The 26,852-nt window shown below is 64.0% G+C and carries 27 protein-coding genes; 11 read left to right on the top strand and 16 right to left on the bottom strand.

Annotated features, from left to right (window positions below; genetic code table 11):
- Positions 1–25: 25 nt before the first annotated feature.
- Genes dapE through QYE47_RS22495 form a run of 3 tightly spaced genes read left to right on the top strand, consistent with a single transcriptional unit; the run spans position 26 to position 2,384 of the window.
- Positions 26–1,177 (top strand): succinyl-diaminopimelate desuccinylase, encoded by a 1,152-nt coding sequence (gene dapE, locus QYE47_RS22485; protein ID WP_014592148.1) that lies wholly within the window; start codon positions 26–28, stop codon positions 1,175–1,177.
- Positions 1,177–1,989 carry a putative RNA methyltransferase gene (locus QYE47_RS22490; protein ID WP_014592149.1) on the top strand — a complete coding sequence of 271 codons (813 nt, stop codon included), beginning with the start codon at positions 1,177–1,179 and terminating at the stop codon, positions 1,987–1,989. Before dapE ends, QYE47_RS22490 begins: the two co-directional genes overlap by 1 nt.
- A 17-nt stretch (positions 1,990–2,006) precedes the next feature.
- Positions 2,007–2,384 carry a hypothetical protein gene (locus tag QYE47_RS22495; protein ID WP_010952612.1) on the top strand — a complete coding sequence of 126 codons (378 nt, stop codon included), beginning with the start codon at positions 2,007–2,009 and terminating at the stop codon, positions 2,382–2,384.
- Positions 2,385–2,506: 122 nt separating this feature from the next.
- Here the strand turns inward: QYE47_RS22495 and QYE47_RS22500 are convergent, their stop codons facing one another.
- Positions 2,507–2,716, bottom strand: coding sequence for a cold-shock protein (locus QYE47_RS22500; protein WP_003252255.1), 210 nt, complete (start codon positions 2,714–2,716; stop codon positions 2,507–2,509).
- A 233-nt stretch (positions 2,717–2,949) separates the two neighbouring features.
- Between QYE47_RS22500 and plsB the strand changes: the two genes are divergently transcribed.
- From plsB to QYE47_RS22515, 3 genes are all read left to right on the top strand, one after another.
- On the top strand, positions 2,950–5,436 hold the full coding sequence (gene plsB / locus QYE47_RS22505; RefSeq protein WP_019437669.1) for a glycerol-3-phosphate 1-O-acyltransferase PlsB: 2,487 nt from the start codon (positions 2,950–2,952) through the stop codon (positions 5,434–5,436).
- Between the two features lie 76 nt (positions 5,437–5,512).
- Positions 5,513–5,911, top strand: coding sequence for a YbaY family lipoprotein (locus QYE47_RS22510; protein ID WP_003252249.1), 399 nt, complete (start codon positions 5,513–5,515; stop codon positions 5,909–5,911).
- Between the two features lie 33 nt (positions 5,912–5,944).
- The gene (locus QYE47_RS22515; protein ID WP_014592152.1) at positions 5,945–6,631 is read left to right on the top strand and encodes a DUF4197 domain-containing protein; all 687 of its coding nucleotides are present in this window, start codon (positions 5,945–5,947) and stop codon (positions 6,629–6,631) included.
- Between the two features lie 180 nt (positions 6,632–6,811).
- Here the strand turns inward: QYE47_RS22515 and QYE47_RS22520 are convergent, their stop codons facing one another.
- Complete coding sequence (locus QYE47_RS22520) at positions 6,812–9,877, bottom strand: efflux RND transporter permease subunit (protein WP_070384295.1); 3,066 nt, start codon at positions 9,875–9,877, stop codon at positions 6,812–6,814.
- 6 nt (positions 9,878–9,883) lie between these two features.
- The gene (locus tag QYE47_RS22525) at positions 9,884–10,984 is read right to left on the bottom strand and encodes an efflux RND transporter periplasmic adaptor subunit (protein ID WP_070384296.1); all 1,101 of its coding nucleotides are present in this window, start codon (positions 10,982–10,984) and stop codon (positions 9,884–9,886) included.
- 249 nt (positions 10,985–11,233) lie between these two features.
- Between QYE47_RS22525 and QYE47_RS22530 the strand changes: the two genes are divergently transcribed.
- The gene (locus QYE47_RS22530; protein WP_014592155.1) at positions 11,234–11,875 is read left to right on the top strand and encodes a TetR/AcrR family transcriptional regulator; all 642 of its coding nucleotides are present in this window, start codon (positions 11,234–11,236) and stop codon (positions 11,873–11,875) included.
- A 66-nt stretch (positions 11,876–11,941) separates the two neighbouring features.
- On the opposite strand, the gene QYE47_RS22535 is transcribed toward QYE47_RS22530, so the two are convergent.
- Entirely contained in the window at positions 11,942–12,718 is a 777-nt protein-coding gene (locus QYE47_RS22535; protein WP_019752421.1) for a class I SAM-dependent methyltransferase, read from the bottom strand.
- Between the two features lie 104 nt (positions 12,719–12,822).
- On the opposite strand from QYE47_RS22535, the gene QYE47_RS22540 reads away from it, so the two are divergent.
- The gene (locus QYE47_RS22540) at positions 12,823–13,443 is read left to right on the top strand and encodes an energy transducer TonB (RefSeq protein WP_070384297.1); all 621 of its coding nucleotides are present in this window, start codon (positions 12,823–12,825) and stop codon (positions 13,441–13,443) included.
- A 2-nt stretch (positions 13,444–13,445) separates the two neighbouring features.
- On the opposite strand, the gene QYE47_RS22545 is transcribed toward QYE47_RS22540, so the two are convergent.
- From QYE47_RS22545 to ppc, 7 genes are all read right to left on the bottom strand, one after another.
- Positions 13,446–14,135: an extensin family protein gene (locus tag QYE47_RS22545; protein ID WP_014592158.1), complete on the bottom strand. Its 690-nt coding sequence runs from the start codon at positions 14,133–14,135 to the stop codon at positions 13,446–13,448.
- Positions 14,135–14,965, bottom strand: coding sequence for an oxaloacetate decarboxylase (locus QYE47_RS22550; protein ID WP_070384298.1), 831 nt, complete (start codon positions 14,963–14,965; stop codon positions 14,135–14,137). The genes QYE47_RS22545 and QYE47_RS22550 overlap by 1 nt, the downstream gene beginning before the upstream one ends.
- Before the next feature lie 28 nt (positions 14,966–14,993).
- The gene (locus tag QYE47_RS22555; RefSeq protein WP_014592160.1) at positions 14,994–15,863 is read right to left on the bottom strand and encodes a DUF72 domain-containing protein; all 870 of its coding nucleotides are present in this window, start codon (positions 15,861–15,863) and stop codon (positions 14,994–14,996) included.
- A 3-nt stretch (positions 15,864–15,866) separates the two neighbouring features.
- Entirely contained in the window at positions 15,867–16,157 is a 291-nt protein-coding gene (locus tag QYE47_RS22560; protein WP_070384299.1) for a hypothetical protein, read from the bottom strand.
- Between the two features lie 131 nt (positions 16,158–16,288).
- Entirely contained in the window at positions 16,289–16,963 is a 675-nt protein-coding gene (tsaB, locus tag QYE47_RS22565) for a tRNA (adenosine(37)-N6)-threonylcarbamoyltransferase complex dimerization subunit type 1 TsaB (RefSeq protein ID WP_070384300.1), read from the bottom strand.
- A 139-nt stretch (positions 16,964–17,102) separates the two neighbouring features.
- Positions 17,103–17,753: an adenylate kinase gene (gene adk, locus QYE47_RS22570; protein WP_004575467.1), complete on the bottom strand. Its 651-nt coding sequence runs from the start codon at positions 17,751–17,753 to the stop codon at positions 17,103–17,105.
- Positions 17,754–18,010: 257 nt separating this feature from the next.
- The gene (gene ppc, locus QYE47_RS22575) at positions 18,011–20,638 is read right to left on the bottom strand and encodes a phosphoenolpyruvate carboxylase (RefSeq protein ID WP_070384301.1); all 2,628 of its coding nucleotides are present in this window, start codon (positions 20,636–20,638) and stop codon (positions 18,011–18,013) included.
- A 181-nt stretch (positions 20,639–20,819) separates the two neighbouring features.
- Here ppc and QYE47_RS22580 point away from each other — a divergent pair, with 181 nt between their 5' ends.
- The 3 genes from QYE47_RS22580 (at position 20,820) to QYE47_RS22590 (ending at position 22,695) form a co-directional block, all read left to right on the top strand.
- Positions 20,820–21,164 carry a hypothetical protein gene (locus QYE47_RS22580; protein WP_014592165.1) on the top strand — a complete coding sequence of 115 codons (345 nt, stop codon included), beginning with the start codon at positions 20,820–20,822 and terminating at the stop codon, positions 21,162–21,164.
- Between the two features lie 275 nt (positions 21,165–21,439).
- Positions 21,440–21,853 (top strand): DUF4398 domain-containing protein, encoded by a 414-nt coding sequence (locus QYE47_RS22585; protein ID WP_014592166.1) that lies wholly within the window; start codon positions 21,440–21,442, stop codon positions 21,851–21,853.
- A gap of 50 nt (positions 21,854–21,903) precedes the next feature.
- Positions 21,904–22,695 (top strand): OmpA family protein, encoded by a 792-nt coding sequence (locus QYE47_RS22590; protein WP_014592167.1) that lies wholly within the window; start codon positions 21,904–21,906, stop codon positions 22,693–22,695.
- 116 nt (positions 22,696–22,811) lie between these two features.
- Here QYE47_RS22590 and QYE47_RS22595 read toward each other — a convergent pair whose 3' ends face one another.
- The 5 genes from QYE47_RS22595 to QYE47_RS22615 all read right to left on the bottom strand — a co-directional run bounded on the left by QYE47_RS22595 (position 22,812) and on the right by QYE47_RS22615 (position 26,730).
- Entirely contained in the window at positions 22,812–23,138 is a 327-nt protein-coding gene (locus QYE47_RS22595) for a hypothetical protein (protein WP_003252219.1), read from the bottom strand.
- Positions 23,135–24,058 carry an alpha/beta hydrolase gene (locus QYE47_RS22600; RefSeq protein WP_070384302.1) on the bottom strand — a complete coding sequence of 308 codons (924 nt, stop codon included), beginning with the start codon at positions 24,056–24,058 and terminating at the stop codon, positions 23,135–23,137. Before QYE47_RS22600 ends, QYE47_RS22595 begins: the two co-directional genes overlap by 4 nt.
- On the bottom strand, positions 24,030–25,307 hold the full coding sequence (locus tag QYE47_RS22605; RefSeq protein ID WP_003252215.1) for a flavohemoglobin expression-modulating QEGLA motif protein: 1,278 nt from the start codon (positions 25,305–25,307) through the stop codon (positions 24,030–24,032). The genes QYE47_RS22600 and QYE47_RS22605 overlap by 29 nt, the downstream gene beginning before the upstream one ends.
- Positions 25,308–25,446: 139 nt before the next feature.
- Positions 25,447–25,995 (bottom strand): hypothetical protein, encoded by a 549-nt coding sequence (locus QYE47_RS22610; RefSeq protein WP_014592169.1) that lies wholly within the window; start codon positions 25,993–25,995, stop codon positions 25,447–25,449.
- A 30-nt stretch (positions 25,996–26,025) separates the two neighbouring features.
- On the bottom strand, positions 26,026–26,730 hold the full coding sequence (locus QYE47_RS22615) for a TetR/AcrR family transcriptional regulator (protein ID WP_019437363.1): 705 nt from the start codon (positions 26,728–26,730) through the stop codon (positions 26,026–26,028).
- Between the last annotated feature and the right edge of the window lie 122 nt (positions 26,731–26,852).

The following is a 26,852-nucleotide window of genomic DNA, read 5'->3' on the forward strand; positions in this document are numbered from 1 at the left end:
GCCTTGCCTTGCCCCGGAGTCCCCCATGACGGCCCCTGCCGAGCTCTCGCCTACCCTTCAACTGGCCTGCGACCTTATCCGTCGCCCCTCGGTCACCCCCGTCGACGCCGATTGCCAGGCGCAGATGATGAGCCGTCTGGGCGCCGTCGGTTTCCAGCTGGAGCCGATGCGCATTGAAGACGTCGACAACTTCTGGGCTACCCACGGCAGCCAGGACGGCCCGGTACTGTGTTTTGCCGGCCACACCGACGTGGTGCCTACCGGCCCGGTCCAGCAATGGCAGCATGAACCCTTCGAGGCACTGATCGACGCCGACGGCATGCTCTGCGGCCGTGGCGCCGCCGACATGAAGGGCAGCCTGGCGTCCATGGTCATCGCCAGCGAGCGCTTCGTGCAGGACTACCCGAACCATCGCGGCAAGGTCGCGTTTCTGATCACCAGCGACGAGGAAGGCCCCGCCCACCACGGCACCAAAGCGGTGGTCGAACGCCTGAAAGCGCGCAACGAGCGCCTGGACTGGTGCATCGTCGGCGAACCGTCCAGCACCACCTTGTTGGGTGACGTGGTCAAGAACGGTCGCCGCGGTTCGCTGGGCGCCAAACTGACCATACGCGGCAAGCAGGGCCATGTGGCCTACCCGCACCTGGCGCGCAACCCGATCCACCTGGCCGCCCCGGCCCTGGCGGAACTGGCTGCCGAGCACTGGGACGAAGGCAATGCCTTCTTCCCGCCAACCAGCTTCCAGATCTCCAACCTCAATTCCGGCACCGGCGCTACCAACGTGGTCCCGGGCGAGCTGACCGCGCTGTTCAACTTCCGCTTCTCTACCGAGTCCACCGTCGAAGGCCTGCAGGCCCGAGTGTCTGCGATTCTCGACAAGCATGAACTGGACTGGTCGGTCGACTGGGCACTGTCGGGCCTGCCGTTCCTGACCGAACCAGGCGAGCTGCTCGACGCCGTGGCGGCCAGCATCAAGGGCGTCACCGGTCGCGATACCCAGCCTTCCACCAGCGGCGGTACCTCCGATGGCCGCTTCATCGCAACCATGGGCACCCAGGTGGTCGAACTCGGCCCGGTCAACGCCACCATCCACCAGGTTGACGAGCGGATCCTGGCCAGCGACCTCGATCTGCTGACCGAAATCTACTACCAGACCCTGGTCCGGTTGCTCGCCTGATGCTTGCCTGCCCGCTTTGCCAGGCGCCGCTGAGCCGGCTCGACAATGGTGTGGTGTGCCCGGCTGGCCACCGCTTCGACCGCGCCCGCCAGGGTTACCTGAACCTGCTGCCGGTGCAGCACAAGAACAGCCGCGACCCCGGTGACAACCAGGCCATGGTCGAGGCACGCCGCGACTTTCTCGACGCGGGCCATTACGCGCCAGTCGCCCGCCGCCTGGCCGAGCTGGCCGCCGAGCGCCAGCCTGGCACCTGGCTGGACATCGGCTGCGGCGAGGGTTACTACACCGCACAGATCGCCCAGGCCTTGCCGGCCGCCGACGGCTATGCGCTGGACATCTCCCGCGAAGCGGTCAAGCGCGCCTGCCGCCGAGCACCGGCGGTCACCTGGATGGTCGCCAGCATGGCCCGGGTACCGCTGACCGATGCCAGCTGCCAGTTCATCGCCAGCGTTTTCAGCCCGCTGGACTGGGCCGAGGCCAAGCGTTTGCTCAGCCCCGGCGGCGGCCTGATGCGGGTCGGCCCGACCAGCGGCCACCTGATGGAACTGCGTGAAGTGCTCTACGATGAAGTACGCCCTTACGCCGACGACAAGCACCTGGCCCTGGTCCCTGAAGGCATGGCCCACGCCCACAGCGAAACCCTCGAGTTCCGCCTGAGCCTGGCCGCGTCCAAGGCCCGCGCCGACCTGCTGGCCATGACCCCACACGGCTGGCGCGCCAGCGCCGAAAAACGTGCCCGGGTGATCGACCAGCCCGAGCCGTTCGAGGTCACGGTTTCCATGCGTTATGACTATTTCGTGCGCCAAGACTGAGCACACCCGGAGCCCTTATGCGTCAACCTGATATCGAGATCTACCTGAAGGACGCCGACGTCGACCACAAGCAGATTGCCGAGTGGCTCGCCCAGGCAATCGGCCCGTGCACCGAGTGGAAGCAGAAAGGCCATACCTTCAAATGCCAGGCCGGTAACATTCCGGTCACTTGGTTACCCAAGGCTGTAGGGAAATGGAACAGCCTGTACCTGGAAAGCGACCAGACGCCGTGGGCCGATGACGTTGCCTGCGCCCGCGCCGCATTTGCCGCGCTGGGTGTGGAAGTGCGCTGCGCGCCGGGTGGCTGGGTCGAGGAAGACGGGGAAGAAGATGCTGACCGCTGGGTCCGCATCAGCGCCGACGGTGAAGAGGAAATCACCTGGCGTACATCATGAAACGGCAGCCTTGCTCGTTTCTGTAGGAGCGGGTTTACCCGCGAACACGGGCTATGCCCGTGGCAGCCACCGTGGTGGCTGCTTCGCGGGCAAGCCCGCTCCTACGGCTTGAAACCAGAGGCTCAGAGGCCCACTACGTCTTCGGCTTGCAGGCCTTTCTGGCCCTGCACGCAGGCGTACTCCACCCGCTGCCCTTCGACCAGGGTACGATGCCCCTCACCGCGAATCGCCCGATAGTGGACGAAGACATCCGCACCACCTTCGCGCTGAATGAAGCCATAACCCTTGGCATCGTTGAACCACTTTACATTCCCAGTCTCACGAGACGACATCTGAACTACTCCGGATTTTTATTGTGAAGATCGCCTTGCAGGCACGAGGTCACCTGCCCCGTGCCAACGCCGCTTGCCGAAATATCCTGCAAGTGGCAGGCCGAGTATATGACACAGAACAAAAAAAATTGATGACGGTCCCGTCGTTGGCCGAATTTTGCTGAACTTACGCCGATACGGCAGACTAAATAGCAGAATACCCATCTGAAAATCACACCCAGGGCACACACCCCATGACCCGTTCCCCCCTGCACCGCCTGATCTTCGGCGGCCTGCGTCGCCTGTTGTACCTGTGGGTGCGCTCCGAGACCATCAACCAGTCTTCCATGACCCTCAACCTCGACCGCAGCCGGCCGGTGTTCTATGCGCTGCCCTCGCCCGCGCTCACTGACCTGGCCGTGCTCGACCACGAGTGCACCAAGGCGGGGCTGCCGCGCCCGGTGCTGCCGGTAGCCGTCGGCCCACTGCAGGAACCCGCCGCGTTCTTCTACCTGACCCCCGACCCGGACTGGCTCGGCCGCCAGGACAAAAGCGGCGCCCCGCCCACGCTCGAGCGCCTGGTGGCTGCCGTCAGCCAGCATGCCGAAGAAGATGCGCAGATCATTCCTGTCAGCGTGTTCTGGGGCCAGACCCCGGCCAGCGAGTCCAGCCCCTGGAAGCTGCTGTTCGCCGACAGCTGGGCGGTAACCGGGCGCCTGCGCCGGCTGCTGACCGTACTGATCCTGGGGCGCAAGACCCGGGTACAGTTCTCCGCGCCAATCCACCTGCGCGAACTGGTGCAGCACAACAAAGGCCACGAGCGCACCGTGCGCATGGCCCAGCGCCTGATGCGCGTGCACTTTCGCAACCTCAAGACTGCCGTCATCGGCCCGGACATCTCGCACCGACGAACCTTGGTCAAAGGCCTGGTACATGCCCCGCAAGTGCGCCAGGCGATTGCCGACGAAGCGCAGCGCGAGAACCTGCCGCTGGCCAAAGCCGAGGCCCAGGCACTGCGCTATGGCAACGAGATAGCCTCGGACTACACCTATACCGCCATCCGCTTCCTCGAAGTGGTGCTCAGCTGGTTCTGGAACAAGATCTACGACGGCATCAAGGTCAACCACATCGAACAGGTGCAGGGTATCGCCCCTGGCCATGAAGTGATCTACGTGCCATGCCACCGCAGCCACATCGACTACCTGCTGCTGTCGTACCTGCTGTTCCGCAACGGTCTCACCCCGCCGCACGTGGCTGCGGGCATCAACCTCAACATGCCGGTGGTGGGCAACCTGCTACGCCGTGGTGGCGCCTTCTTCATGCGCCGCACGTTCAAGGGCAACCCGCTTTACACGGCAGTGTTCAACGAGTACCTGCACACCCTGTACACCAAGGGCTTCCCGGTCGAGTACTTCGTCGAAGGCGGCCGCTCGCGTACTGGGCGCATGTTGCAGCCGCGCACCGGGATGCTGGCCATTACCCTGCGCAGCTTCCTGCGCTCGTCGCGTACGCCAATCGTGTTCGTGCCGGTGTACATCGGCTACGAGCGCGTGCTCGAAGGCCGTACCTACCTGGGCGAACTGCGCGGCGCCAGCAAGAAGAAGGAGTCGGTGTTCGACATCTTCAAGGTGTTCGGCGCACTCAAGCAGCGCTTTGGCCAGGTCTACGTGAACTTCGGCGAGCCCATCCGCCTGGCTGGCTTCCTCGACCAGCAGCAGCCCGGCTGGCGTGAACAGGATCACGGTCCGCAGTACCGTCCGGACTGGCTCAACGCCACCACCGCCCGCCTTGGAGAAACCGTGGCCCGTCACCTCAACGAGGCGGCCGCCATCAACCCGGTCAACCTGGTGGCCCTGGCACTGCTGTCCACCAGCCGCCTTGCCCTGGACGAGCGCGCCCTGACCCGCGTTCTCGACCTGTACCTGGCGCTGCTGCGCCAAGTGCCCTACTCGCCGCACACCACCCTGCCCGAGGGCGACGGCAAAGCACTGATCGAACATGTGCGCAGCATGAACCTGGTGGCCGAGCAGAAGGACGCCTTGGGCCGCATCCTCTACCTGGATGAAGGCAACGCGGTGCTGATGACCTACTACCGCAACAATGTGCTGCACATCTTCGCCCTGCCGGCGCTGCTCGCCAGTTTCTTCCTCAGCAGTTCACGCATGAGCCGCCAACTGCTGGGCCAGTATGTGCATGCACTTTATCCCTATCTGCAGGCCGAACTGTTCCTGCGCTGGACGCCGGAACAGCTGGACGAGGTCATCGACCAATGGCTGGTCGCGCTGGTGGAACAGGGCCTGCTGCGCCAGGACAACGACCTGTACGTGCGCCCGGCGCCCAGCTCGCGGCAGTTCGTGTTGCTGACCCTGCTCGCCCGCACCATCACCCAGACCCTGCAGCGCTTCTACATGGCCACCTCGCTGCTGATCAACAGCGGGCAGAACAGCCTGAGCGCCGAAGCGCTGGAAGACCTGTGCGTGATGATGGCCCAGCGCCTGTCGATCCTGCATGGCCTGAACGCACCGGAGTTCTTCGACAAGACGCTGTTCCGCCACTTCATCCAGACCTTGCTTCAGCAAGGCGTGCTGCACGCCGACGCGCAAGGCAAGCTGGGTTATCACGACAAGCTCGGCGAGCTGGCCGAGGGCGTAGCCAAGCGAGTACTGTCGGCCGAGCTGCGCCTGTCTATCCGCCAGGTGGCCCTGCACCGTGACGACGGGCTGGAAACTTCGACCCTCTAACGGTTCATCGGTCGGCAAAATCCGCTAAAGTCCGTGGGGTTGGCCACAAGCCAGCTCCAAGGACACCGGAGATTCCATGAAAAAGCTCTTTATGCTGTGTTGCGCATCCCTGCTTGCAGCCTGCTCCAGCCAAACCCCACCCAACCAGGCCAGCCTGGACGGCGAAGTCTTCTACCTGCAGCGCATTGCCCTGCCGCCTGCCGCCACCCTGAGCGTGGAACTGCAGGATGTGTCGCTGATGGACGCCCCTGCCGTGACCCTCGCGCGCCAGGCCGGTCCGGTCAAAGGCAACGTGCCGCTGCCGTTCCATCTCACCTATGACCCCGCGCAGGTCAAGCCTGGCCACCGCTATGCGGTGAGCGCGCGCATCGAGCTGAATGGCAAGTTGCTGTTCATCAATACCGAACACCACGGTGTCGCGCTTGATGGCAGTGACCCGCAATCGGTACGCATCAAGGTAGATCAGGTTCGCTGATACCCGCACTCATCCGTTTACAAGGAAAGCTTCATGATCCGCACTTCCCTGCGCTTCACCACCCTGTGCGCCGGCCTGCTGCTGTCGGCCAGTGCCCTGGCCCTGTCGCTGGGCGACCTCAGCCAGAAAGACGCCACCGGCGGCCTGAAAGATGCCCTGACCCAAGGTGCGCAGCTGGCCGTCAAGCAACTGAGCACCCCAGGCGGCTTCAGCAACAATCCGGACGTGCGCATCGAGCTGCCAGGCAACCTGGGCAAAGCCGCCAAGGCGATGAAGATGTTCGGCAAGGGTGAACAGGTCGAAGCCCTGGAAACCAGCATGAACAAAGCCGCCGAGGCAGCCGTGCCACAGGCCCAGGCGATTCTGGTGGATGCCGTGAACAACATGAGCGTGACCGATGCCAAGGGCATTCTCAGCGGCGGTGACGACTCGGCCACCCAGTACCTGAACAAGAGCAGCCGCGAGCAGATCCGCGCCAAGTTCCTGCCAATCGTCAAGCAGGCCACCGACAAGGTCGGCGTGGCCCAGCAGTACAATGCCTTCGCTGCCCAGGCCAAAGGCCTGGGGCTGGTCAAGGATGACGCCAATATCGAGAACTACGTGACCGAGAAGGCGCTGGATGGCCTGTTCGAGATGATCGGCAAACAGGAGCAGAACATTCGCCAGAACCCGGCAGCGGCGGCTACCAGCCTGGCCAAGAAGGTCTTCGGCGCGCTGTAGGAGCGGGTTCACCCGCGAAAGGGCCGGGCCTGCTGGCCAATTTTCACCAGCCGTTCACCGTTGCTGCCGCTACCGTATTCGCGGGTAAACCCGCTCCTACACGGCGGCGGGGTTGGACACAGGCCGTCGTAGGAGCGGGTTTACCCGCGAAGGGAGGGCTAAGCCCTCCCCCTGCGGTCTTCAGCCCTTCTTCACCCTGAACCATGCCGCATACAACGCCGGCAGGAACAGCAGTGTAAGCACCGTGGCCACGATCAACCCGCCCATGATCGCCACCGCCATCGGCCCGTAGAACACGCTACGCGACAACGGGATCATGGCCAGCACCGCCGCCAGCGCAGTCAGCACGATCGGCCGGAAGCGCCGCACCGTAGCCTCGATGATCGCCTGCCAGCGCTCCATCCCCGCTGCGATGTCCTGCTCGATCTGGTCCACCAGGATCACCGAGTTGCGCATGATCATCCCCGCCAGGGCAATGGTGCCGAGCATGGCGACAAAGCCGAACGGCTGGCGGAACACCAGCAGGAACAGGGTCACACCGATCAGCCCCAGCGGCGCGGTGAGGAACACCATCACCGTGCGCGAGAAACTGCGCAGCTGGATCATCAGCAAGCTCAGGACTACCACGATGAACAGTGGCATGCCGGCATTCACCGATTTCTGCCCACGCTCGGAATCCTCCACCGTGCCGCCCACCTCCAGCAGGTAGCCATCGGGCAGCTTGGCGCGGATTTCCTGCAGGGTCGGCAGAATCTGCTTCACCAGCGTCGCCGGCTGCTCCTGGTCGTAGATATCGGCACGCACGGTCACCGTCGGCAAGCGGTTGCGGTGCCAGATAATGCCTTCTTCAAAGCCGTACTCCAGGGTCGCCACCTGCGACAGCGCCACGCTCTGGCCATTGTCGGTGGGCAACGCCAGGCTACCCAGGTTGCCCAGCTCGCTGCGCTCTTGGAGGGTGCCGCGCAGCAGGATCTCGATCAGCTCGTTGTCCTCGCGGTACTGGCTGACCGTGGTGCCAATCAGCGAGCTTTGCAGGAAGCTCGCCAGGTGCGAAGTGCTCACGCCCAGCGCACGGGCGCGGTCCTGGTCGATTTCGAGGAACACCGCCTTGCTGGGTTCCTCCCAGTCCAGGTGCACGTTCACCACATGCGGGTTCTCGCGCACCTTGTCCGCCACTTCACGGGCCAGTGCACGGGCCTTCTCGATATGCTCGCCAGTGACCCGGAACTGCACCGGGTAGCCCACAGGCGGGCCGTTTTCCAGGCGCGTGACCCGGGCGCGCAGGTCGGGGAACTGCTGGTCCACAGTGCTGATCAGCCAACTGCGCAGGCGTTCGCGGTCTTCCATCGACTTGGCCAGCACCACGAACTGGGCAAAGCTGGCTGCCGGCAGTTGCTGGTCCAGCGGCAGGTAGAAGCGCGGCGAACCGGTGCCCACATAGGCCACGTAGTTATCGATACCGTCCTGCTGCTTGAGCAGCGCCTCCAGCTGCTTGACCCGCTCGGCGGTATTGGCCAGCGAGGCGCCTTCGGCCAGCTTCAGGTCAACCATCAGCTCCGGGCGCCCGGAGGCCGGGAAGAACTGCTGGGGTACGAAGCGGAACAGCAGGAGGCTGCCGACAAAAGCGGCAACGGTCAGCAGGATTACCGTCTTGCGCCGCCGTACGCACCACTCCACCAGCCGTCGCACGCGCTGGTAGAACGGGGTGGCGTATGGGTCTGGAGCATGGCCGTCCTTGCCATGACGCGCCGCATGCAGCTTGGCCAGGTCGGGTAGCAGGCGCTCGCCCAGGTAAGGCACGAACACCACAGCCGCCACCCAAGAGGTCAGCAAAGCGATGGTTACCACCTGGAAGATCGACCGGGTGTATTCGCCCGTGCTGGAGGCCGCGGTGGCAATCGGCAGAAAGCCTGCTGCCGTGATCAGCGTACCGGTGAGCATCGGGAAGGCCGTACTCGTCCAGGCATAGCTGGCTGCCTTGAGGCGGTCATAGCCCTGTTCCATCTTGATCGCCATCATCTCCACGGCAATGATCGCGTCGTCCACCAGCAAGCCCAGGGCCAGCACCAGCGCGCCAAGGGAAATCTTGTGCAGGCCGATGCCGAAGTAGTGCATGGCGGCAAAGGTCATGGCCAACACCAGCGGAATGGCCAGCGCCACCACCAGGCCAGTGCGCAGGCCCAGCGAGAAGAAGCTCACCAGCAGCACAATGACCAACGCCTCGACCAGCACCTGCACGAACTCGCCCACGCCGGCCTTGACCGCCGCCGGTTGATCCGAAACCTTGCGCAGCGTCATGCCGGCAGGCAGGTTATGCGCCAGGCGCTCGAACTCGCCTTCCAGGGCCTTGCCCAGTACCAGGATGTCGCCACCGTCCTTCATCGACACCGCCAGGCCAATGGCATCCTCGCCCATGAAGCGCATGCGCGGTGCAGGTGGGTCGTTGAAGCCACGGTGCACCTCGGCGACATCACCAATCCGGAAGGTGCGATCACCCACGCGAATGGGGAACTGGCGGATCTGCTCGACACTGTCGAAACGCCCGCTCACGCGCAGTTGCAAGCGCTCGCTGGGCGTCTCGAAGAAACCGGCGGTGCTCACCGCGTTCTGCTCTTGCAACGCCTTCTGCACGGCTTCCAGCGGCACGCCGAGGGTGGCCAGCTTGAGGTTGGACAGCTCGATCCAGACTTTCTCGTCCTGCAGGCCGATCAGCTCGACCTTGCCCACATCCTTGACCCGCTGCAGCTGGATCTGGATACGGTCGGCGTAGTCCTTGAGCACCGCATAGTCAAAGCCTTCGCCAGTCAGCGCATAGATGTTGCCGAAGGTGGTGCCGAACTCGTCGTTGAAGAACGGGCCCTGGATCTCCGGCGGCAAGGTGTGGCGAATGTCCGCAACCTTCTTGCGGATCTGGTACCACAACTCGGGGATGTCCTTGGAGTGCAGCGAGTCGCGGGCCATGAAAGTAACCTGCGATTCGCCGGGGCGAGAGAACGAGACGATTCTCTCGTACTCACCGGTTTCCATCAGCTTCTTCTCGATGCGCTCGGTCACCTGCCGCGCCACTTCCTCAGCGCTGGCGCCTGGCCACAGGGTGCGGATGACCATGGCCTTGAAGGTGAATGGCGGGTCCTCGCTCTGGCCAAGCTTGGTGTACGACATGGCGCCAATGGCGGCCAACAGGATCATCAGGAACAGGACGATCTGGCGGTTGCGCAGCGCCCAGGCAGAAAGGTTGAAACCCATCGGGACTTACTCCTTGGCCGTCAGGTTCACTACACGGTTGCTGCGGTCCACGGGGCGTACCTCCTGGCCCTCGCGCAGTACATGGCCACCAGCGGCAACCACCCAGTCACCCGGGTCCAGGCCTTCGAGCACCGGCACACTGTCGCTGCCATAAGCCCCCAGGCGCACGGTCGCCCGCTCCAGGCGGCTTTCCTTGTTCACCCGCCAGACATAGGACTGACCGTTTTCCGCAGTCACTGCCGACAGCGGTACCGCCAGCGGGATCAGCCCATCCTTGGCGATGAACACCCGGGCGCTCTGGCCCAGCTCAGCCGGTACGGTGGCCGTGGTAAAGGCGATGCGCGCCGCAAACGTGCGCGAGCGCGGGTCGGCGGCCGGTGACAGCTCGCGAATGCGCCCCTGGAAACGCGCCTGCGGGTGCGACCACAGCTCCACGCTCACCGGTTGGCCCACAGCGAAGCGGGCGAACTGCTGCTCCGGCAGGCCGATGGCCACTTCTCGCTCGCCATCGGCGGCAAGGGTAAACACGGTCTGCCCGGCGGCGACCACCTGGCCCACTTCAACCTGGCGCTTGGCGATCACCCCGGCTTGCGGCGCACGCAATACGGCATATTCGGCCTGGTTGCCCGCCACATCGAACTCGGCCTTGGCCTGCTTCAGACGGGCAAGGCCGGCGCGGTAGAGGTTTTCGGCGTTGTCGAACTGGGAGTGGCTGACCATCTGCCGTTCCAGCAGCTTTTGGTAGCGGTCGCGCTCGGCGCGCACCAATGCCAGGTTGGCCTCGGCAGCCGCCAGCTGGGCGCGATTGGCTTCAAGTTGCAGGCGCACGTCCTGCGGGTCCAGTTCGGCCAGCGGCTGGTCGGCCTTGACCCGCTGCCCCTCCTCCACCAGGCGCTTGCTGACCTTGCCGCCAATGCGGAAGGCCAGCTCCGGCTCGAAGCGCGCGCGCACTTCGCCGGGGTAACTGTCGGCAGCGGCTTCGGCCGGCTGTGGCTGCACCACCAGCGCCGGGCGCGGCGCGGCGGGTGGGGCAGCTTCCTGGCCACACGCCGCCAGAAGCAGGGCAGCAGCGGCGGGCAGAGCGATGGACAAGGCATGGCGCAACATGATGAATCCTTTCGCGGAGTGCACATTTAATATTTGTACTGGCTGGTATATTAAATCAGCGCAACGATGCCGGGAAGGGCATGCGCTGGTTTTTCGACGACCTGGCTAGAGCCCTCTGGCGCCTGTGAGATCAAGCGGCGGCTGAACGCCCCCCTGTCGATCAGCTGAACGTTGGCAGGCCGCAGGTAAATGTCAGCTAGTTTTAGCCGTATCGCGGCTGACCCGTTAAGATGGAGATTCTTAAACCAGATGCAGACCACAATGCCCAACGACGCACCCATCGGCCCGGGCCGGCCCAAGGACCTGGCCAAGCGCGAGGCTATCCTCGAAGCGGCCAAGACGCTCTTCCTCAGCCTAGGCTACGCCAACACCAGCATGGATGCGGTCGCTGCGGCGGCAGGTGTTTCAAAGCTCACCGTGTACAGCCACTTCACCGACAAACAGACCCTGTTCTGCTCGGCGGTCATGGCCACCTGCCAGGTCCAGTTGCCTGACCTGCTGTTCGAGTATCCCGAGGGGGTGCCGGTAGAAGAAGTACTGCTGACCATTGCCCGCAACTTCCAGGCGCTTATCAGCAGTGACGAAGCGGTCAAACTCAGCCGCCTGATCATGGCCCAGGGCAGCCTGGACCCGAGTTTTGGCGAGTACTTCTACGAAGCCGGGCCCAAGCGCGTGCTCGCAGGCATGGAAGCGCTACTGCGCCGGGCTCATGAGCGTGGGCTGCTGCGCATCGACAACCCGCTGCGCGCCGCGGAGCACTTCTTCTGCCTGGTAAAAGGGGCACCGGATTACCGGTTGCTGCTGGGATGTGCGGGGCCGCTGGAAGGCAATCAAGCCGAGGCGCATGTGCGCGAGGTGGTGGGGGTGTTCTTGCGGGCGTTCCAGCCCTGATTTCTGGTTTTAGCAGGCTTCTTCGCGAACTTACCCGCGAAGAGGCCTGGGCAGGCCACACAAACGTCAGGCTTTCAACGCCTTCTTCGGATAAATGTCATACCGGCTCGACTTGCCTTCCAGGCTATGGCTCGGCTTCGGCCCATCGATGATCGGTGCCTTGCGCGGGCGCTTCACTACCACCCGGTGGCTGGCCAGCGCCAGGGCGGCTTCGAGCAGGGCCGGGGCATCCAGGTCGTCACCGACCAAAGGCCGGAACACGCGCATTTCCTTTTTCACCAGGGCGCTCTTGTCGCGGTGTGGGAACATCGGGTCGAGGTAGATCACCTGCGGCGCCTCCCCTTCCCAGGCGCGCATGCGCTCGATGGCGTTGCCGGTCAGCAGGCGCATGCGCCCGACAATCGGGCCCACCTCTTCATCCGCTCGCGCCCGCGCCAGGCCGTCCTCCAGCAGCGCGGCAATCAGCGGCTGGCGCTCGATCAGGGTCATCTGGCAGCCAAGGCTGGCCAGCACGAACGCGTCCTTGCCCAGCCCTGCCGTGGCATCCAGCACCTGCGGCCGGATACCTTGGGCAATGCCCACAGCCTTGGCGATCATCTGCCCGTTGCCACCGCCAAACTGGCGGCGATGCGCAGCCTGGCCTTCGACGAAGTCTACACGCACCGGCCCGGGCGCTTGCGGGCCAAGCTGCTGAATCTGCAAGCCGTCGGCGCCCACCTGCACCGCGAAGGCAGCGGTATCGTCCTGCAGCGGCAGGCCCAGGCGTTCAGCCCACGCCCTGGCCTGTTGCGCATACTCAGCTGTCATCGCCTCGACCCTGATACCCGTGCCTTGCTCTTCCATCGTTCACACCCGAAAAATCAAACCAAGCCCTTAATGAATCGGCAGCCACGGCCGATACAGGCAATATCCCGCTATTCTGCCAGAGCACAGCGCGCACGACTGCCATGTCAGATACTCTTCCCATCGGCTTGACCTATTTGTCGCCTGTCGGCAACTACAGTCAGCACAACACCCAGGCACTCGGGGGCGTCAGCCACCTGTGGCAGGATTTCTTTGCCCGGGCCATGGCCGAGCAGCAGGAAGAGCCCGTAGACGGCGTCAGCCAGTCGTTCGTGCAGTACGACCAGGACAGCGGCGAACCCATCGGCGGCGCCCGTGCACTGGCCTTGATCGACGCCCAGCGCGCCTGCCCGGTGCACGACACCATCGTGGCGCCGCCCGAACCGTTGTTTCTGCCCAAGGCCGAGCTTGAAGCCAAGCTGCTGCCGCCCGCCCCCGAGCCGTTCAGCGCCATGGAACTGATCGAGCAACAGCGCCAGCTCGACATCAACAACAGCTGGCTGCGCCCGGTGGTGATGAAGCAGGGTCAGCCGATCGCCGAACCCGGCCCTGGCCCCACGCCACGGTCATTGTTCCTGCCCATTGCCGAGTTCGAGACCAACCTGCTGGACCCGGCGCCCGAACCGTTCGACGAAGCCACCCTGGCCAAGCAGCAGAATGACCTGGAGTTCGACATCCACTGGGCGCGCCCAGTGGTGCTGAACAACGTGCGCGCGTACGCCTGAGGCTAACGACAGATCTGCCAGCGCCCCATGTCCAGGTGAAAGTGGTTGCGGTGCGCAGCGTTGTAGTCCGGCCCCAATACCGTGCTGAAGCTTTCGCATGCGGCCTGCTGCACCTGACGCAAGAATTCCGCCTTCTGCCCGCCCGCCTGCCAGTCACGCGCCAGGATAATGCGCTGGCCGTCCTTCAGGCGAAATCCGCTGATGTCCAGCGCATTGGCCGTGGCGTGCTGGCTCAAACGGCCCTGCTTGCGGTGGTAGACATTGCGGCAGGCAAAGCTGCCCAGGTGATCGACCTGCGTCACCGGTTGCCCAAACACTTCCTGCGCCGCCGGCTGCAAGCCATGGTTTTCGAACAGTGCATAGGCCACCGCCAACGGGCAACTGGCCAGAAAGCTGCTGCTCAGCCGCGCCTGGCCGCCCTCGATGCGCCATACGTTCTGCAGCGGGCAGTTGGCCGACGCCGGGCTGTCGGCTTGTGCCCGGTAACGCAGGTGGCTGGTTTCCAGCGCCTGCCGGCACAGCGTTGGGTCATCGCGTAGGCGCGACAGTTTGTAGGGGGTCAGCAGGTTGGGCGGCTGGCGTACGTCCAGCGGCGCCCAGGGGTTCCATGTGGCAGGCAGGCGCCAGCCGAAGTGCCAGGCCAGGCCGGCCACCGTAAGCAGGCCGGCCAGTAGCGCCAGCAATGCCCTCATCAGCGGCGGAACAGATCGTTCAGCTGGGCAAACGGCATTGCCTGCTCACCGTAGCCGAACGTGCCCTCATCGCGAATTTCCTGCGCCGCCCGGTAGAAGGCCCCGAGTGCAGCACGGGCCAGCGACGAGCCAACGCTGACGCGGCGCACGCCCAGGTCCTGCAACTGGTTGACGCTCAGCGGCACGCCCGCCATGCCCATCAGCACATTCACAGGTCGCGGTGCGACTGCCTGCACCACGGCACGGACTTCCTCCACGGTGCGCAACCCGGGCGCGTAGAGCACGTCGGCACCGGCTTCGGCATAGGCTTGCAGGCGCAGGATGGTGTCGTCGAGGTCCATGCGCCCGTGCAGCAGGTTTTCTGCACGAGCGCACAAGGTGAACGGGAATGGCAGGCTTCGCGCAGCCTGCACGGCAGCGCGCACGCGTTCCACAGCCAGCCCGAAGTCATAGATGGGCGCATCACTGCGGCCGCTGGCATCTTCGATGGAGCCGCCCACCAGGCCAATTTCGGCGGCACGCAGAATGGTCTGGGCACAGTCTTCGGGCAAGTCGCCAAAACCGTTTTCCAGATCGGCGGCCACCGGCAGCGCGGTGGCATCGACGATCTCGCCGGCATTGTCCAGTGTATCGTCCAGGCTCAAGGCGCCTTCGGCGTCCGGCCGGCCAAAGCTGAAGGCCAGGCCTGCACTGGTGGTAGCCAGCGCCTCGAAACCCAGGCTGGCGAGCAACTTGGCGGAGCCGGCATCCCACGGGTTGGGGATGACGAACGCGCCGTCGCGCTCGTGTAACGCCTTGAAGGCCTCAGCTCGCAGGGTTTGCACATCCATGGTTCAACCTCCGGCAGTCAGGGAAAGGTCAGAGTAGCCCCAATTGTTCGACCTCAGGGGCGCGCGGCAATTCCGGCAAAGGTGCCAGGCCCGGCAGGCGTGCCATCAGGCGTTGATGGAAACGCTGGGCCAGCGCGGCAGCCAGGCGATTGTCCGAGGTGTGCAGGAAGATATAGGGATTACGGCCTTCTTCAATCCAGGCGGCGACTTTTTCTACCCAAGGGCTGAGGAAGGTGTGATTGGCCTCCAGTTCCGGATGGCCAATGAAGCGAACCTGCGGGTACTGGCTGAAGGCTGCCGGCCGCGGTGGCACCCTGGGCTTCTTCGACTGCGCATGCAGCACGGCAGGGTCGCGCGAGGTGCAACTGAACAGCGCGCGCGGGTCGAGGCAGATACGCTCCACACCGCGTTCGTGCAGCAGGCGATTGAGCAGGCGTTCTTCCTCACCCTTGGCAAAAAAGGCTTGGTTGCGCACTTCCACAGCCACGGGCACGGCGATCTGATCGAGGAAGTGACAAAGCTCACCCAGGCGCGCCGGGCCGAACTGGGCCGGCAACTGCAACCAGTAGGGTGATACGCGCTGGCCCAGCGGGGCCATCAGCCGAGTGAAGTCGAAGGCAGGTTCAAGCTGGTCACGCAGGTCGCCCTCATGGCTGACATCCCGCGGAAACTTGGCAGTGAAGCGAAAGTGCTCGGGCATGACCTGCGCCCAGCGGGCAATGGTGCCGGGAGCAGGACGTGCGTAGAAAGTGGTGTTGCCTTCGACCGCGTTGAACACCTGGCTGTAGAAGCCAAGCATTTGATTACTGTTGGCGTCAGCGGGGTACAGGTAGTCGCGCCAGGCGTTTTCGCTCCACGACGGGCAACCGAGAAAGTAAGGCAGTGGTGAGGGATTCATCCATCAAATGTACAGGTCGAGCCCCAGTACTTCCATGTCCCAGTCAGTAAAGCCGGCAGTGCTCAGGTAGCTGGCCAGTGCGGTGGCGGTGCGGCGGTCACGGGCGCGAGGGAAAACCATGTCCTGCTGGCGGGCTGGCAGGCCACCACCAGGGCGGCGGGCAGTGGCTTCCTGCGGGGCGGCCTCTGCCTCCTCGATCACCTCGACATCGTCGATGGCCTCGTCACGCACCGCTGCTTTGCGGGAGGTGCGCTTGAGCGGGTAGGACTGCGATGAGAAACCGTCGATACGCATGGCATGAGCACTCAGGACCAATGATGGCAATTTAGCAGCATCAGGGTTCCGTCGCTAATGCTTGAGTGATAACTGGACCACAGATCGCGCAAAAGGTTTTAGCGTGTTCGGCGATAACCGACGAACAGCACTCAGTGCTTCTTGGGCGTGGCTACATTATCGCGCAGATAAACCGGTTGCGCCTGCTCGGCGACGATTGCCTCGCCACGGGCCCAGGCAAAGGTGGCCAGGCTGAGAATGTCCAGAGCATTGGGCAAGGCAGCCGGGTTGCTCGCCGCCACCTGTACCGCCAGGCGCTCGGCATAGCCCCACCCAGTACCGGCACCGAACCACTCGCCATTGCTGCCTGCCGGCAGCGCCACCTGCTCGGGCGGCAATACGGCTTCACGGCCGACCAGGCACATTTCGCCCGCCGTGGCCTGGTAGCAGCCCCAGTACACTTCATCCATGCGCGCATCGATGGCAGCGGCCACCTGCTGCACGCCATGCTCGCGCAATGCACCCTGGGCCAAAGCGGCCAGGTTGGACACCGGCAGCACCGGGCGCTCGAGGGCGAAGGCCAGGCCTTGCACAACACCGATGGCAATACGCACGCCGGTGAACGCGCCCGGGCCACGGCCAAAGGCAATGGCATCCAGCGCATTCAGTGCCACGCCAGAGTCGGCCAGCAGTTGCTTGATCATCGGCAGCAGCTTCTGGGCATGCATGCGCGGGATCACCTCGTAGTGGCTGGTCACCTTGCCGTCATGCAGCAGCGCGACGGAACAGGCTTCGGTGGCGGTATCCAGGGCCAGCAGGGTGGTCATCGAACGGGTATCCAGGTGCGAATGAAAAAGAGCGGCAGTATAGAGCAGCAGCGGCGTTGTGTCCTGAGGGGGCGCTGTGCGGCCTACAAACGACAACGGCCCGCAAGCGGGCCGTTGTCGAGGTGCGTCAGGCGCCGGATCAGCTCAGGGCTGCCAGGACCTTGGCGGTGATGGCTTCAACCGAGCCGACACCTTCGATGTGGCTGTACTTCGGCTTGCCGCCATTGGCAGCCGACAGCTTCTGATAGAAATCCACCAGCGGCTTGGTCTGGCTGTGGTAGACCGACAGACGATGGCGAACGGTTTCTTCCTTGTCGTCGTCACGCTGGATCAGGTCTTCACCGGTCTCGTCGTCCTTGCCTTCCACTTTCGGCGGGTTGTACTGAATGTGGTAGGTGCGGCCCGAGGCCAGGTGCACGCGGCGGCCAGCCATGCGGCCGACGATTTCTTCGTCGTCCACGGCAATTTCGACCACGGCATCGATGTCGACACCGGCAGCGACCATGGCTTCGGCCTGCGGGATGGTGCGTGGGAAGCCGTCGAACAGGCAGCCGTTGGCGCAATCCGGCTGAGCGATGCGCTCCTTCACCAGGCTGATGATCAACTCGTCGGAGACCAGCTGGCCGGCATCCATGACTTTCTTCAGTTCCAGGCCCAGCGGGGTGCCAGCCTTGACGGCGGCACGCAGCATGTCACCGGTGGAGATCTGTGGAATACCGAACTTTTCGGTGATGAACTTTGCCTGAGTACCTTTACCGGCCCCGGGAGCTCCCAGCAGAATTACGCGCATCTCGTGCTCCTCAAATTTTTTTATGAAATTCAATGGATTCGGCGACCAGGGCCAAGTCCGGAAAATCGGGTATGACCATAAATCGGTCAGAAGGCTGCTCAAGATACACAGCGCCCGGCAGCCAGACAAGCGTCCCAAAGTTGCAGGAATGCGCCACTTGCGGCTGACCGGGCAGGCGGTTGCGCCAGGCGCAACCACCCTCCCCGTCATAGTGCCGGGCCTGTATGGTACGCGCCAGACATGACCCGGGCTTGCCCTTAGCCGGTGTTGCGCAGCCCGGCGGCAATACCCGCCACAGTCACCAGCAAGGCCTGCTCCAACGGGCTGTCCAGAGCGGCTTCGCGGCTGCGCGAGCGAGCCAGCAACTCTGCCTGCAGACGGTGCAACGGGTCCAGATAGGTATTGCGCAGGCTAATGAATTCCAGCGTCTCGGGGCTGTGCGCCAGTAGCACCGGCTGCCCGGTCAGGCCCAGCACCACCTGGCATGACTGCGACAATAGGTCGCGCAGGTGCGCACCTAAAGGACGCAGGTGCGGTTGCACCAGACGTTCGTCGTAGGCCTCGGCAATTTGCGCATCCGCTTTGGCCAGTACCATTTCCAGCATATCGATGCGGGTGCGGAAGAACGGCCATTGCTCGCGCATTTGCGCCAGCAACTCCCCCTGACCACGGGCCAAGGCATTGGTCAGCGCCGTTTCCCAGCCCAGCCAGGCCGGCAGCATCAGCCGGGTCTGGGTCCAGCCGAAGATCCACGGGATGGCCCGCAGGCTTTCGATGCCCCCGGCGCGACGTTTTGCCGGGCGGCTGCCCAACGGCAGGCGCCCCAGCTCCTGTTCTGGCGTCGACTGGCGGAAGTACTCGACGAAATCGGGATTCTCCCGTACCACGCGGCGGTAAGCCTGGACACCATCGGCGGCCAACTGGTCCATCACCTCACGCCAGGCCGGCTGCGGGGGTGGTGGTGGCAACAACGTCGCTTCAAGCACGGCGGCCAAGTACAGGTTGAGGTTTTGCTCGGCGATGCCCGGCAAGCCGAACTTGAAGCGGATCATTTCACCCTGCTCGGTGGTGCGCAAACGCCCCGCCACCGAACCCGGTGGCTGCGACAGGATCGCCGCATGGGCCGGGCCGCCGCCTCGCCCGACCGTACCGCCACGGCCGTGGAACAGCAGTAGCTCGACCTGATGCTCGGCACAGATACGCACCAGGTTCTCCTGAGCCCGGTACTGCGCCCAGGCAGCGGCCGTGGTGCCGGCGTCCTTGGCCGAATCGGAGTAGCCGATCATGACCTCCTGCGGGCCGCGCAGGCCCGCGCGGTAGCCCGGCAGGCCAAGCAGGCGCTGCATGACCGGGCCGGCGTTGTCGAGGTCGGCCAGGGTCTCGAACAGTGGCACCACACGCATGGGGCGGGTCAGGCCGGCTTCCTTGAGCAACAGTTGCACCGCCAGTACATCCGAGGCGGCACCGGCCATGGAGATCACGTAAGACCCCAGCGAGGCGGCCGGCGCAGCGGCCACTTCCCTGCAGGTCGCCAGCACTTCGGCGGTGTCCGCTTGCGGCTTGAAATGCGCAGGCAGCAGGGGCCGGCGGTTTTTCAGCTCGGCCTGGAGGAACGCGATGCGCTGCTCCTCATCCCAGTCGGCGTAACGCCCCAGGCCCAGGTAATCGGTAATCTCGGTCAGCGCATCACGGTGACGAGCAGCATCCTGGCGTACGTCCAGGCGGCCCAGGAACAGGCCGAAGGTCACCGCACGACGCAAGCAGTCGAGCAGCGGCCCCTCGGCGATCACGCCCATGCCGCATTCGTGCAGTGACTGGTAGCACAGCTCCAGCGGCGCGATCAGCTCGCGGTTGTCTACCAGCACGTCGGCATCGACCGGTTGGTTGCTGGTCAAGGCCGAATGCGCCCATGCGCGTGTCGCACGTAGGCGGTCGCGCAGTCGCTTGAGCACAGCGCGGTAGGGTTCGGCACTGTCGCCAACCTGTTTGCGCAGGGCGTCGTTGGCCTGCTGCATGGACAACTCGGCGGCCAGTGCATCGATGTCGCGCAGGAACAGGTCGGCGGCCATCCAGCGCGCCAGCAGGAGTACTTCGCGGGTGACCGCAGCCGTCACATTGGGGTTGCCATCACGGTCCCCCCCCATCCACGAGGCAAAGCGAATCGGCGCGGCCTCCAGCGGCAGGCGCAGGCCAGTGGCCTCCAGCAGGGCCTTGTCGACCTTGCGCAGGTGGCTGGGGATGGCATGCCACAGTGAATGCTCGATCACTGCGAAACCCCACTTGGCTTCGTCTACCGGCGTAGGCCGGGTACGGCGGATTTCTTCGGTGTGCCAGGCCTCGGCGATCAGCCGGCGCAGGCGTTCGCGCACTTGCTGGCGTTCTGCCGAGGTCAGGTCACGATGGTCCTGCGCGGCCAGTTGGCCGGCGATTGCGTCGTACTTCTGGATCAGCGTGCGACGGGCAACTTCGGTGGGATGTGCGGTGAGCACCAACTGGATATCGAGCTTGGCCAGTTGCCGGGCCAGGGCATCGTTGCTGTGGCCGGCCTGCTTCAAGCGCCCCAGCAGCTCGGGCAGTACCTGCGCTTCGAACGGCTCGGGCTGGTCGGCGTTGCGGCGGCGGATCAACTGGTACTGCTCGGCCATGTTGGCCAGGTTGAGGAACTGGTTGAAGGCCCTCGCTACGGGCAGCAGATCTTCTTCGGCCAGGTCTGCCAGGGTCGAGCTCAACTGCTCACCCGGGCCGCGACGGTCGGCCTTGGCACTGTGGCGGATGTCCTCGATTTTCTGCAGGAACGCATCGCCATGCTGCTGGCGAATGGTTTCGCCAAGCAGTTCACCCAACACATGGACATCTTCACGCAAACGCACATCGATATCGGTCATTGGCGCTCTCTCCGTTGCATCCCTATCAGCCTCAGCGCGCCCTGTGCAGGAGCGAGCGGTATACCCCAAGAGTGCCCACAGCCGGGCGACGATGGCAAGCCGTGATCGGCCAAACCAAACTAAAGTGAAAGCACAGCACTCCCATGCAGTGCAGCCTTTCCAGGCGTCAACAGAGGTCATCATGAAAATCCGTGAACTCGCCCAGCACTGGGAACAGAATGCCGCCGGCACCCTCAGCCGTACCGGCCATGTCCTGCATCTGGACCTGGAGTCAGAAGCGCGCCTGGCCGCGCTGATCGACATGTACCCCAAGCGCACCGCCGAAGAACTGCTCGGCGAACTGGTCGCAGCCGCCCTTGAAGAACTGGAGGCCAGCTTCCCCTATGTGCAGGGCCGCCAGGTCATCGCCACCGACGAGGAAGGCGACCCACTGTACGAAGACGTTGGTCCTACGCCGCGCTTTCTCTCCCTGTCCCGCCAGCACCTGCACAACCTGAGCAACGCGGCAGTCGACAGCGACAAATAATCCTGCGCTCCAGCATTCCGGGCCTGCTCAAGGCCCGGAATACCGCTCCCGCCTGAGAAAGTTCCAGGCAAATCGCACTGACCGATCAGTCAGAAATAGTTATCCGATTACGGGGCTTTTTTCTGAACTATTCGAAAAACCTTCGAGTCGGAGCCAATAGCCATCACGCTAAAACCCTGCACACTGCCCTCGTGCACCGTTGAGCTGAAGCGCGCGGTTAGTCAGGGATTGAGCGATGGACTGCTACGGACATCGTCGTTATCAGGAGTGATCCAATGGAGCTGACCACCATGAAGACCCGCACTAGCAAACTGTCATCCACTCATGTGCGCGGGTTCAAGCTGGCCGCGCTGGCGCTGGGCAGTAGCCTGGTCCTGGCCGGCTGTGCAGGCAATCCGCCCACCGAGCAGTATGCCGTTACCCAGTCCGCCGTGAACTCCGCCGTCAGCGCTGGCGGTACCGAGTTTGCTGCCGTGGAAATGAAAGCGGCTCAGGACAAGTTCAAGCAAGCCGAAATCGCCATGCACGACAAGAAGTACGACGAGGCCAAGCGCCTGGCCCAACAGGCCGAGTGGGACGCCCGCCTCGCCGAACGCAAAGCCCAGGCAGCCAAAGCCCAGAAGGCCGTGCAGGATGCCCGCCAGGGCGTTCAGGACGTACGTGAGGAAGGCCTGCGCAGCGCTCAGTGAGCCCTGCCCTGCCAACCTTAGCCTTCGCACACGATCAAAGGATGAACACTATGCGCAAACACGTCATGATTCCCGCCCTGCTGGCCCTGAGCGTCGGTCTTGCCGCCTGCTCGCACGATCCGAATGCCAACCTGGAAGCGGCCCGCACCAACTTCTCCTCGCTGCAGAGCGACCCGCAAGCGAGCAAAGTCGCGGCACTGGAGACCAAGGACGCCCAGGACTGGCTGAACAAGGCCGACAAGGCCTACATGGACCGTGAAGACGAGAAGAAAGTCGACCAATTGGCCTACCTGACCAACCAGCGCGTCGAAGTGGCCAAGCAGACCATTGCCCTGCGCACCGCCGAAGCTGATCTGAAAAACGCCTCGGCTGAACGCGCCAAAGCCAAGCTGGACGCCCGCGACGCGCAAATCGCCAAGCTGCAGGACAGCCTCAACGCCAAGCAGACCGACCGCGGAACGCTGGTGACCTTCGGTGACGTGCTGTTCGACTTCAACAAGGCCGAACTCAAGAGCAACGCCTATCCGAACGTCACCAAGCTGGCCCAGTTCCTTCAGGAAAACCCGGAACGCAAGGTGATCGTCGAGGGCTACACCGACAGCGTCGGCTCGGCCAACTACAACCAGACACTGTCCGAACGCCGCGCCAACAGCGTGCGCATGGCACTGGTACGTGCCGGGGTAGATCCGGCGCGTATCGTTTCCCAGGGCTATGGCAAGGAGTACCCGGTAGCGGACAACTCGAGCAACTCGGGACGTGCGCAGAACCGTCGGGTGGAGGTGACCATCTCCAACGACAACCAGCCGGTGGCACCACGCTCGGTGAGCCAGGTTCAGCGCTAAGGCTGGCTAGCTGAAAGGACAAGCCCCGCGATCGACGCGGGGCTTTCTTTTGCCTGTTCTGGCCTCTTCGCGGGCACGCCCGCGAAGAGGCGAGTTAAGGCAGCAGGGATAATGGCTCACTGCACCTGCTGCGGTGTTTCCTCGCCCATGCAGCGCACCGCGCGCTTGCGGTTGTCCACCAGCACGCCGGTCAGGCCTTTCTGTTGGGTGTCGAACAGCACCAGCACGCCGTCGACGCACTGGGCCACTTGCGGCGCCGGGTCCAGCGATACCTTGTAGTCCTCGCCGGGGATGGTCTTGAGCATGGTGAAGTCCTGCAGCAGCAGGGCATCTTCGGGCTTGGCGAAATGCAGGTAACCGTAATACCACAAAGCCCCTACCGTCACGATGATGCTGCCGACGCCGGTCAGGATCAGCGGGATGGCGTTGCGTTCTTCACTCATTGCTTGTTCTTCTCGTCAGGGAAATTGGGCACTTCGGCAAGCCGCCGCAGGCCGTTGAAATGGCTGGGGTCATCGAGGAACCGCAGCATCACCTGGCGCCAGGTCGGGTCGGCGAAGGTCTGCACGTGCCCCCCTCGGGTCAGTTGCAGCACCCGCGGTGGTGGCGCGTGCTGAAACAGGCGGATGCCGTTGTCCATCGGCACCAGGTTGTCGTCGATGCTGTGGAAAAACAACTTGGGCGGGCTGCTCAATCGCTCGATCGAGCGGATCGCGCTGTCGCCGTCCGGCACTAGCCACGACAGCGGAACCTGCAATGGCCAGGTCATCCAGGAGGTGCTGAGCGCAAAGCGCCCCACCGCGCGGTAACTGGCCGGCACACCATCGAACACCAGGGCGCTGAAGCGCTGACGCTGCTCGGGGTGGGCCGCCAGGTAATGAATGGCCATGGCACCGCCCAGGCTCTGCCCCAGCAGTACCAGCGGCTTGCCCTTGACCTCGGGCGCCTGCTCCAACCAGGCCATGGCTGCAGCAATGTCCTGATACACCTCCGGCAGGCTCGGCTGGCCCTGCGACAAGCCATAGCCGCGGTAATCGATCATCAACACCTGGTAGCCCTGCTCCGGCAGCCAGTAGCTCCCCCCCAGGTGCCCTGGCAGGTTACCGCCGTTGCCGTGCAGGTGCAGCACCGTGCCCTTGACCTCGGCCCCGGCCTTGGCTGGCAGCCACCAACCGTGAAGGCGAATGCCATCAGCCGTGGTCAGCGTGACATCGCTGTATTCCAGCTTGGCACGCTCAGGGGTGAAGGCCTGACCACGCTCGGGGTAGAACAACAGGCTGCTGCAGCCGCCAAGGCTCAGCAGGACCAGGCCGAGGACGAGCAGGCGGCAGTGCTCAGAGAATGTTCGCGTAGTCGGCTTCAATGCGATCCAGGCTCAGGTGGTTGAGGAAGTTGGAGAAGCACATCCAGGCCGACAGCGCACTCAGGTCGCGGAACTGTTCAGGCAGGTACTTGGGCGGCTCGACCAACCCTTCCTCGACCAGTTGGCGCAGGGTGCGCATGTCTTCCAGGGTGGTCTTGCCACAGAACAGCAACGGGATCTGTTCCAGTTTGCCCTTCTTCACGGCCAACTGAATGTAGTTGTAAACCATGATGAAGCCCTTGAGATAGGACAAGTCCTTGGTGAATGGCAGGCCGTTGGGCACCGAGCCGCGGAACACCCGGCTGGCGTTGCTGTAGCTCTGCGCCATCTCGAAGCCCTGCTCGCGGAAGAAACCGTAGACCTGCATGAAATCTGCACCCTCCTCGACCATGTGGATGGCACGGGTGCGGTTGGTGAGCTTGCGCAGGCGGCTGGGGTAGGAGGCAAAGGCGATCACCTCCATGAGAATCGCCAGGCCCTCCTGGGTTACCGTCGACGAGGGCGGGCCTTTGGCCAGGAAGGTGCAGATCGGCTGGTTCAGGCCATTGAGCGTGGTACCGACATGCACCAACCCTTCGTGCACCTCCAGGGCGCGCACATCGCGGGCGTTGAACATGGCATCGGCACGCACCTTGATGTAGTCGGCACCGGCTGCGGCGTCGGCGACGATACCGTCGGACTCGAACACGCGAATGGTCCCTTCGGCCTCGCCGAACACGTTGTTCAGCCGGTGCTGGAGGATCTCCACCGCCTCCTTGGCGGTGAGATTCTTTGGCTCATCCTTGAGGTCACCACGGCCATCGATGTTGTTCAGGTAGTCCGACAGCATCAGGCCAAGGTCGGCCAGGGTCGGGTCACCGGCGTGGAAGGCATCCGAGGCGGCGCCGTACAGTTCCTGGGAGATCAGGCCGAAGTCCTCGGTACCGCGCGCTTCAAGCATGCGCACCACCATGCGGTATTCGCGGCACATGCGCTTCATGATCTGCCCGACCGGGTTGAACTGGCCCAACTGGCGAATGATGTCGCGCTCGATGCCCTGGAACTCGGCCTTGACCGCGCTGGAGTCGAATGACAGCGGGCGCGACTGGTAGTAGGCGCGGTCAACCGCCGGCGGCTCCTTGCCCTTGGCCTTGAGAAAGCCCTGGCGGATGTTGTCGTCCCACTTCACCGCGTCAAGGACCCGGATAGGCGTCTGTGCTGCGACGATGCGGTCGGACAGGGCGCGGATGGTTTGCTGGTATTCGTCCACCGGGGACTCCTTTCTAGTACACGAAACCTGTACCGGCCTCTTCGCGGGCAATCCCGCTCCTACATGGATATCAACAAGCCCAGGCCTGGCAAGGCCCCTGTAGGAGCGGGATTGCCCGCAAAGAGGCCGGTACAGGCCACTACTTGCCGGAACGCTGGAACCGCGCCACTTCAACGAACAGGTCGGAGTTGGCCGGGTCGTCCAGGTAGGCCAGCACCCGCGCCGCCGGGCTGTCGATCAGCACGCCGTCGCCGTTGTCCTCCGGCACTTCGGTACTACGACCGCTCAGTTCCTTCTTGTCCACCGCCTGCTGTACTTGCTCGACATCCAGGTTGTAGACCACCAGTTCCTTGCCATCGACGATATCGAAGCCGCCAATCAGGAAATTGCCACCCAGGCGCTTGGGCACGCCCGCCGACAAGTACCAGCGGTTGCCGTGGCGTGACACGGTGAACACGTACTCTTCAGGAGCCTTGCCCTTGGCCGTGGCCACCGCCTTGTAGGCGTCGCCACCGCTACGGCTGATCACCAGTTTCAACGGCTCCCCCCAGGCGTCCTTGCTGCTCCACTTGCCGAGCAGGGCCTTGGGCGCTGCCTGGTTGCTGGGCAAGGGCTCATGGAAGGTCACCAGACAACCGCCCAGCAGCAGGAATGACAAAGTCAACAACACCACACGCCAGGCTTTCATCAGGTTCTCCTTGAAAAGGTCGTTCTCGGCTCAGGCCGATGCCAGCACCAGCTGCAGGTATCGGGTAAGCATAGCGAGCATCTGCCCATCGGCTTGCGCATTCGCTTGCTTGAGCAGGCCTTGATATTCCAACTGCTCGATAATCGCCGTCAACATCTGTGCATCCTGCTCCGGCTGCCGCGAGCCCACGACTTGCAGCAATTGCCGGGTGCCGTGCAGCAGGATCTGCTCATGAGCGCACACCAGCTCGGCCAGGCGCGGGCACAGCAATGCTTCCTGGCGAAAGGCCTGCTCGGCCATCAGGAAGTCACGGCGGTTCAGCAGTTGCCGCTGAACGTAGTCGGCGGTCATGCGCGCCACGTCGTCAGCCAGCCGCGCCCGTGCCTGCGGGCTGCCATCGCCCTGTGCCAGCAACTGGCGCAACACCACCTCGGTATTGGCCCACAGCTTGGCCATGTAGGCCGCACTGCGCTCGACGTACTGGGCAAAGGTATCGGTGAGGAGGTCCTCGATGTCCTTGAAGTAGTAGGTGGTGGCCGACAATGGCACGCCGGCCTCGGCGGCCACTGCCCGGTGGCGCACACCGCGCACGCCATCGCGTACGACAATGCGCATGGCGGCATCGAGAATCAACTGGCGACGCTGTTCGCTGCCTTGGCGGGCAGTCTTGCGGCCTTGGTATTGCACGCTTTCGGCGACGGCGGTGGCGATGCCGGCGGCGCCTTGGTCAGGCATGGCGGGTGTCACGGGGGATACCTCATGGGCAGTGTTTCGTCAGTGCTGGCCCCTTCGCGGGTAAACCCGCCCCTACAAAGGCCTTGTAGGAGCGGGTTTACCCGCGAAGGGGCCAGCACTGA

Origin of the sequence: Pseudomonas sp. 2,4-D (genome assembly GCF_030418155.1) — a bacterium.
In the GTDB taxonomy this organism is placed as follows: Bacteria; Pseudomonadota; Gammaproteobacteria; order Pseudomonadales; family Pseudomonadaceae; genus Aquipseudomonas; species Aquipseudomonas alloputida.

What these genes read in the sequence shown, in the direction of transcription:
- dapE (WP_014592148.1), top strand. Translation starts at nt 26, where the DNA reads ATGACGGCCCCTGCCGAGCTCTCGCCTACCCTTCAACTGGCCTGCGAC.
- QYE47_RS22490 (WP_014592149.1), top strand. Translation starts at nt 1,177, where the DNA reads ATGCTTGCCTGCCCGCTTTGCCAGGCGCCGCTGAGCCGGCTCGACAAT.
- QYE47_RS22495 (WP_010952612.1), top strand. Translation starts at nt 2,007, where the DNA reads ATGCGTCAACCTGATATCGAGATCTACCTGAAGGACGCCGACGTCGAC.
- QYE47_RS22500 (WP_003252255.1), bottom strand. Translation starts at nt 2,716, where the DNA reads ATGTCGTCTCGTGAGACTGGGAATGTAAAGTGGTTCAACGATGCCAAG.
- plsB (WP_019437669.1), top strand. Translation starts at nt 2,950, where the DNA reads ATGACCCGTTCCCCCCTGCACCGCCTGATCTTCGGCGGCCTGCGTCGC.
- QYE47_RS22510 (WP_003252249.1), top strand. Translation starts at nt 5,513, where the DNA reads ATGAAAAAGCTCTTTATGCTGTGTTGCGCATCCCTGCTTGCAGCCTGC.
- QYE47_RS22515 (WP_014592152.1), top strand. Translation starts at nt 5,945, where the DNA reads ATGATCCGCACTTCCCTGCGCTTCACCACCCTGTGCGCCGGCCTGCTG.
- QYE47_RS22520 (WP_070384295.1), bottom strand. Translation starts at nt 9,877, where the DNA reads ATGGGTTTCAACCTTTCTGCCTGGGCGCTGCGCAACCGCCAGATCGTC.
- QYE47_RS22525 (WP_070384296.1), bottom strand. Translation starts at nt 10,984, where the DNA reads ATGTTGCGCCATGCCTTGTCCATCGCTCTGCCCGCCGCTGCTGCCCTG.
- QYE47_RS22530 (WP_014592155.1), top strand. Translation starts at nt 11,234, where the DNA reads ATGCAGACCACAATGCCCAACGACGCACCCATCGGCCCGGGCCGGCCC.
- QYE47_RS22535 (WP_019752421.1), bottom strand. Translation starts at nt 12,718, where the DNA reads ATGGAAGAGCAAGGCACGGGTATCAGGGTCGAGGCGATGACAGCTGAG.
- QYE47_RS22540 (WP_070384297.1), top strand. Translation starts at nt 12,823, where the DNA reads ATGTCAGATACTCTTCCCATCGGCTTGACCTATTTGTCGCCTGTCGGC.
- QYE47_RS22545 (WP_014592158.1), bottom strand. Translation starts at nt 14,135, where the DNA reads ATGAGGGCATTGCTGGCGCTACTGGCCGGCCTGCTTACGGTGGCCGGC.
- QYE47_RS22550 (WP_070384298.1), bottom strand. Translation starts at nt 14,965, where the DNA reads ATGGATGTGCAAACCCTGCGAGCTGAGGCCTTCAAGGCGTTACACGAG.
- QYE47_RS22555 (WP_014592160.1), bottom strand. Translation starts at nt 15,863, where the DNA reads ATGAATCCCTCACCACTGCCTTACTTTCTCGGTTGCCCGTCGTGGAGC.
- QYE47_RS22560 (WP_070384299.1), bottom strand. Translation starts at nt 16,157, where the DNA reads ATGCGTATCGACGGTTTCTCATCGCAGTCCTACCCGCTCAAGCGCACC.
- tsaB (WP_070384300.1), bottom strand. Translation starts at nt 16,963, where the DNA reads ATGACCACCCTGCTGGCCCTGGATACCGCCACCGAAGCCTGTTCCGTC.
- adk (WP_004575467.1), bottom strand. Translation starts at nt 17,753, where the DNA reads ATGCGCGTAATTCTGCTGGGAGCTCCCGGGGCCGGTAAAGGTACTCAG.
- ppc (WP_070384301.1), bottom strand. Translation starts at nt 20,638, where the DNA reads ATGACCGATATCGATGTGCGTTTGCGTGAAGATGTCCATGTGTTGGGT.
- QYE47_RS22580 (WP_014592165.1), top strand. Translation starts at nt 20,820, where the DNA reads ATGAAAATCCGTGAACTCGCCCAGCACTGGGAACAGAATGCCGCCGGC.
- QYE47_RS22585 (WP_014592166.1), top strand. Translation starts at nt 21,440, where the DNA reads ATGGAGCTGACCACCATGAAGACCCGCACTAGCAAACTGTCATCCACT.
- QYE47_RS22590 (WP_014592167.1), top strand. Translation starts at nt 21,904, where the DNA reads ATGCGCAAACACGTCATGATTCCCGCCCTGCTGGCCCTGAGCGTCGGT.
- QYE47_RS22595 (WP_003252219.1), bottom strand. Translation starts at nt 23,138, where the DNA reads ATGAGTGAAGAACGCAACGCCATCCCGCTGATCCTGACCGGCGTCGGC.
- QYE47_RS22610 (WP_014592169.1), bottom strand. Translation starts at nt 25,995, where the DNA reads ATGAAAGCCTGGCGTGTGGTGTTGTTGACTTTGTCATTCCTGCTGCTG.
- QYE47_RS22615 (WP_019437363.1), bottom strand. Translation starts at nt 26,730, where the DNA reads ATGCCTGACCAAGGCGCCGCCGGCATCGCCACCGCCGTCGCCGAAAGC.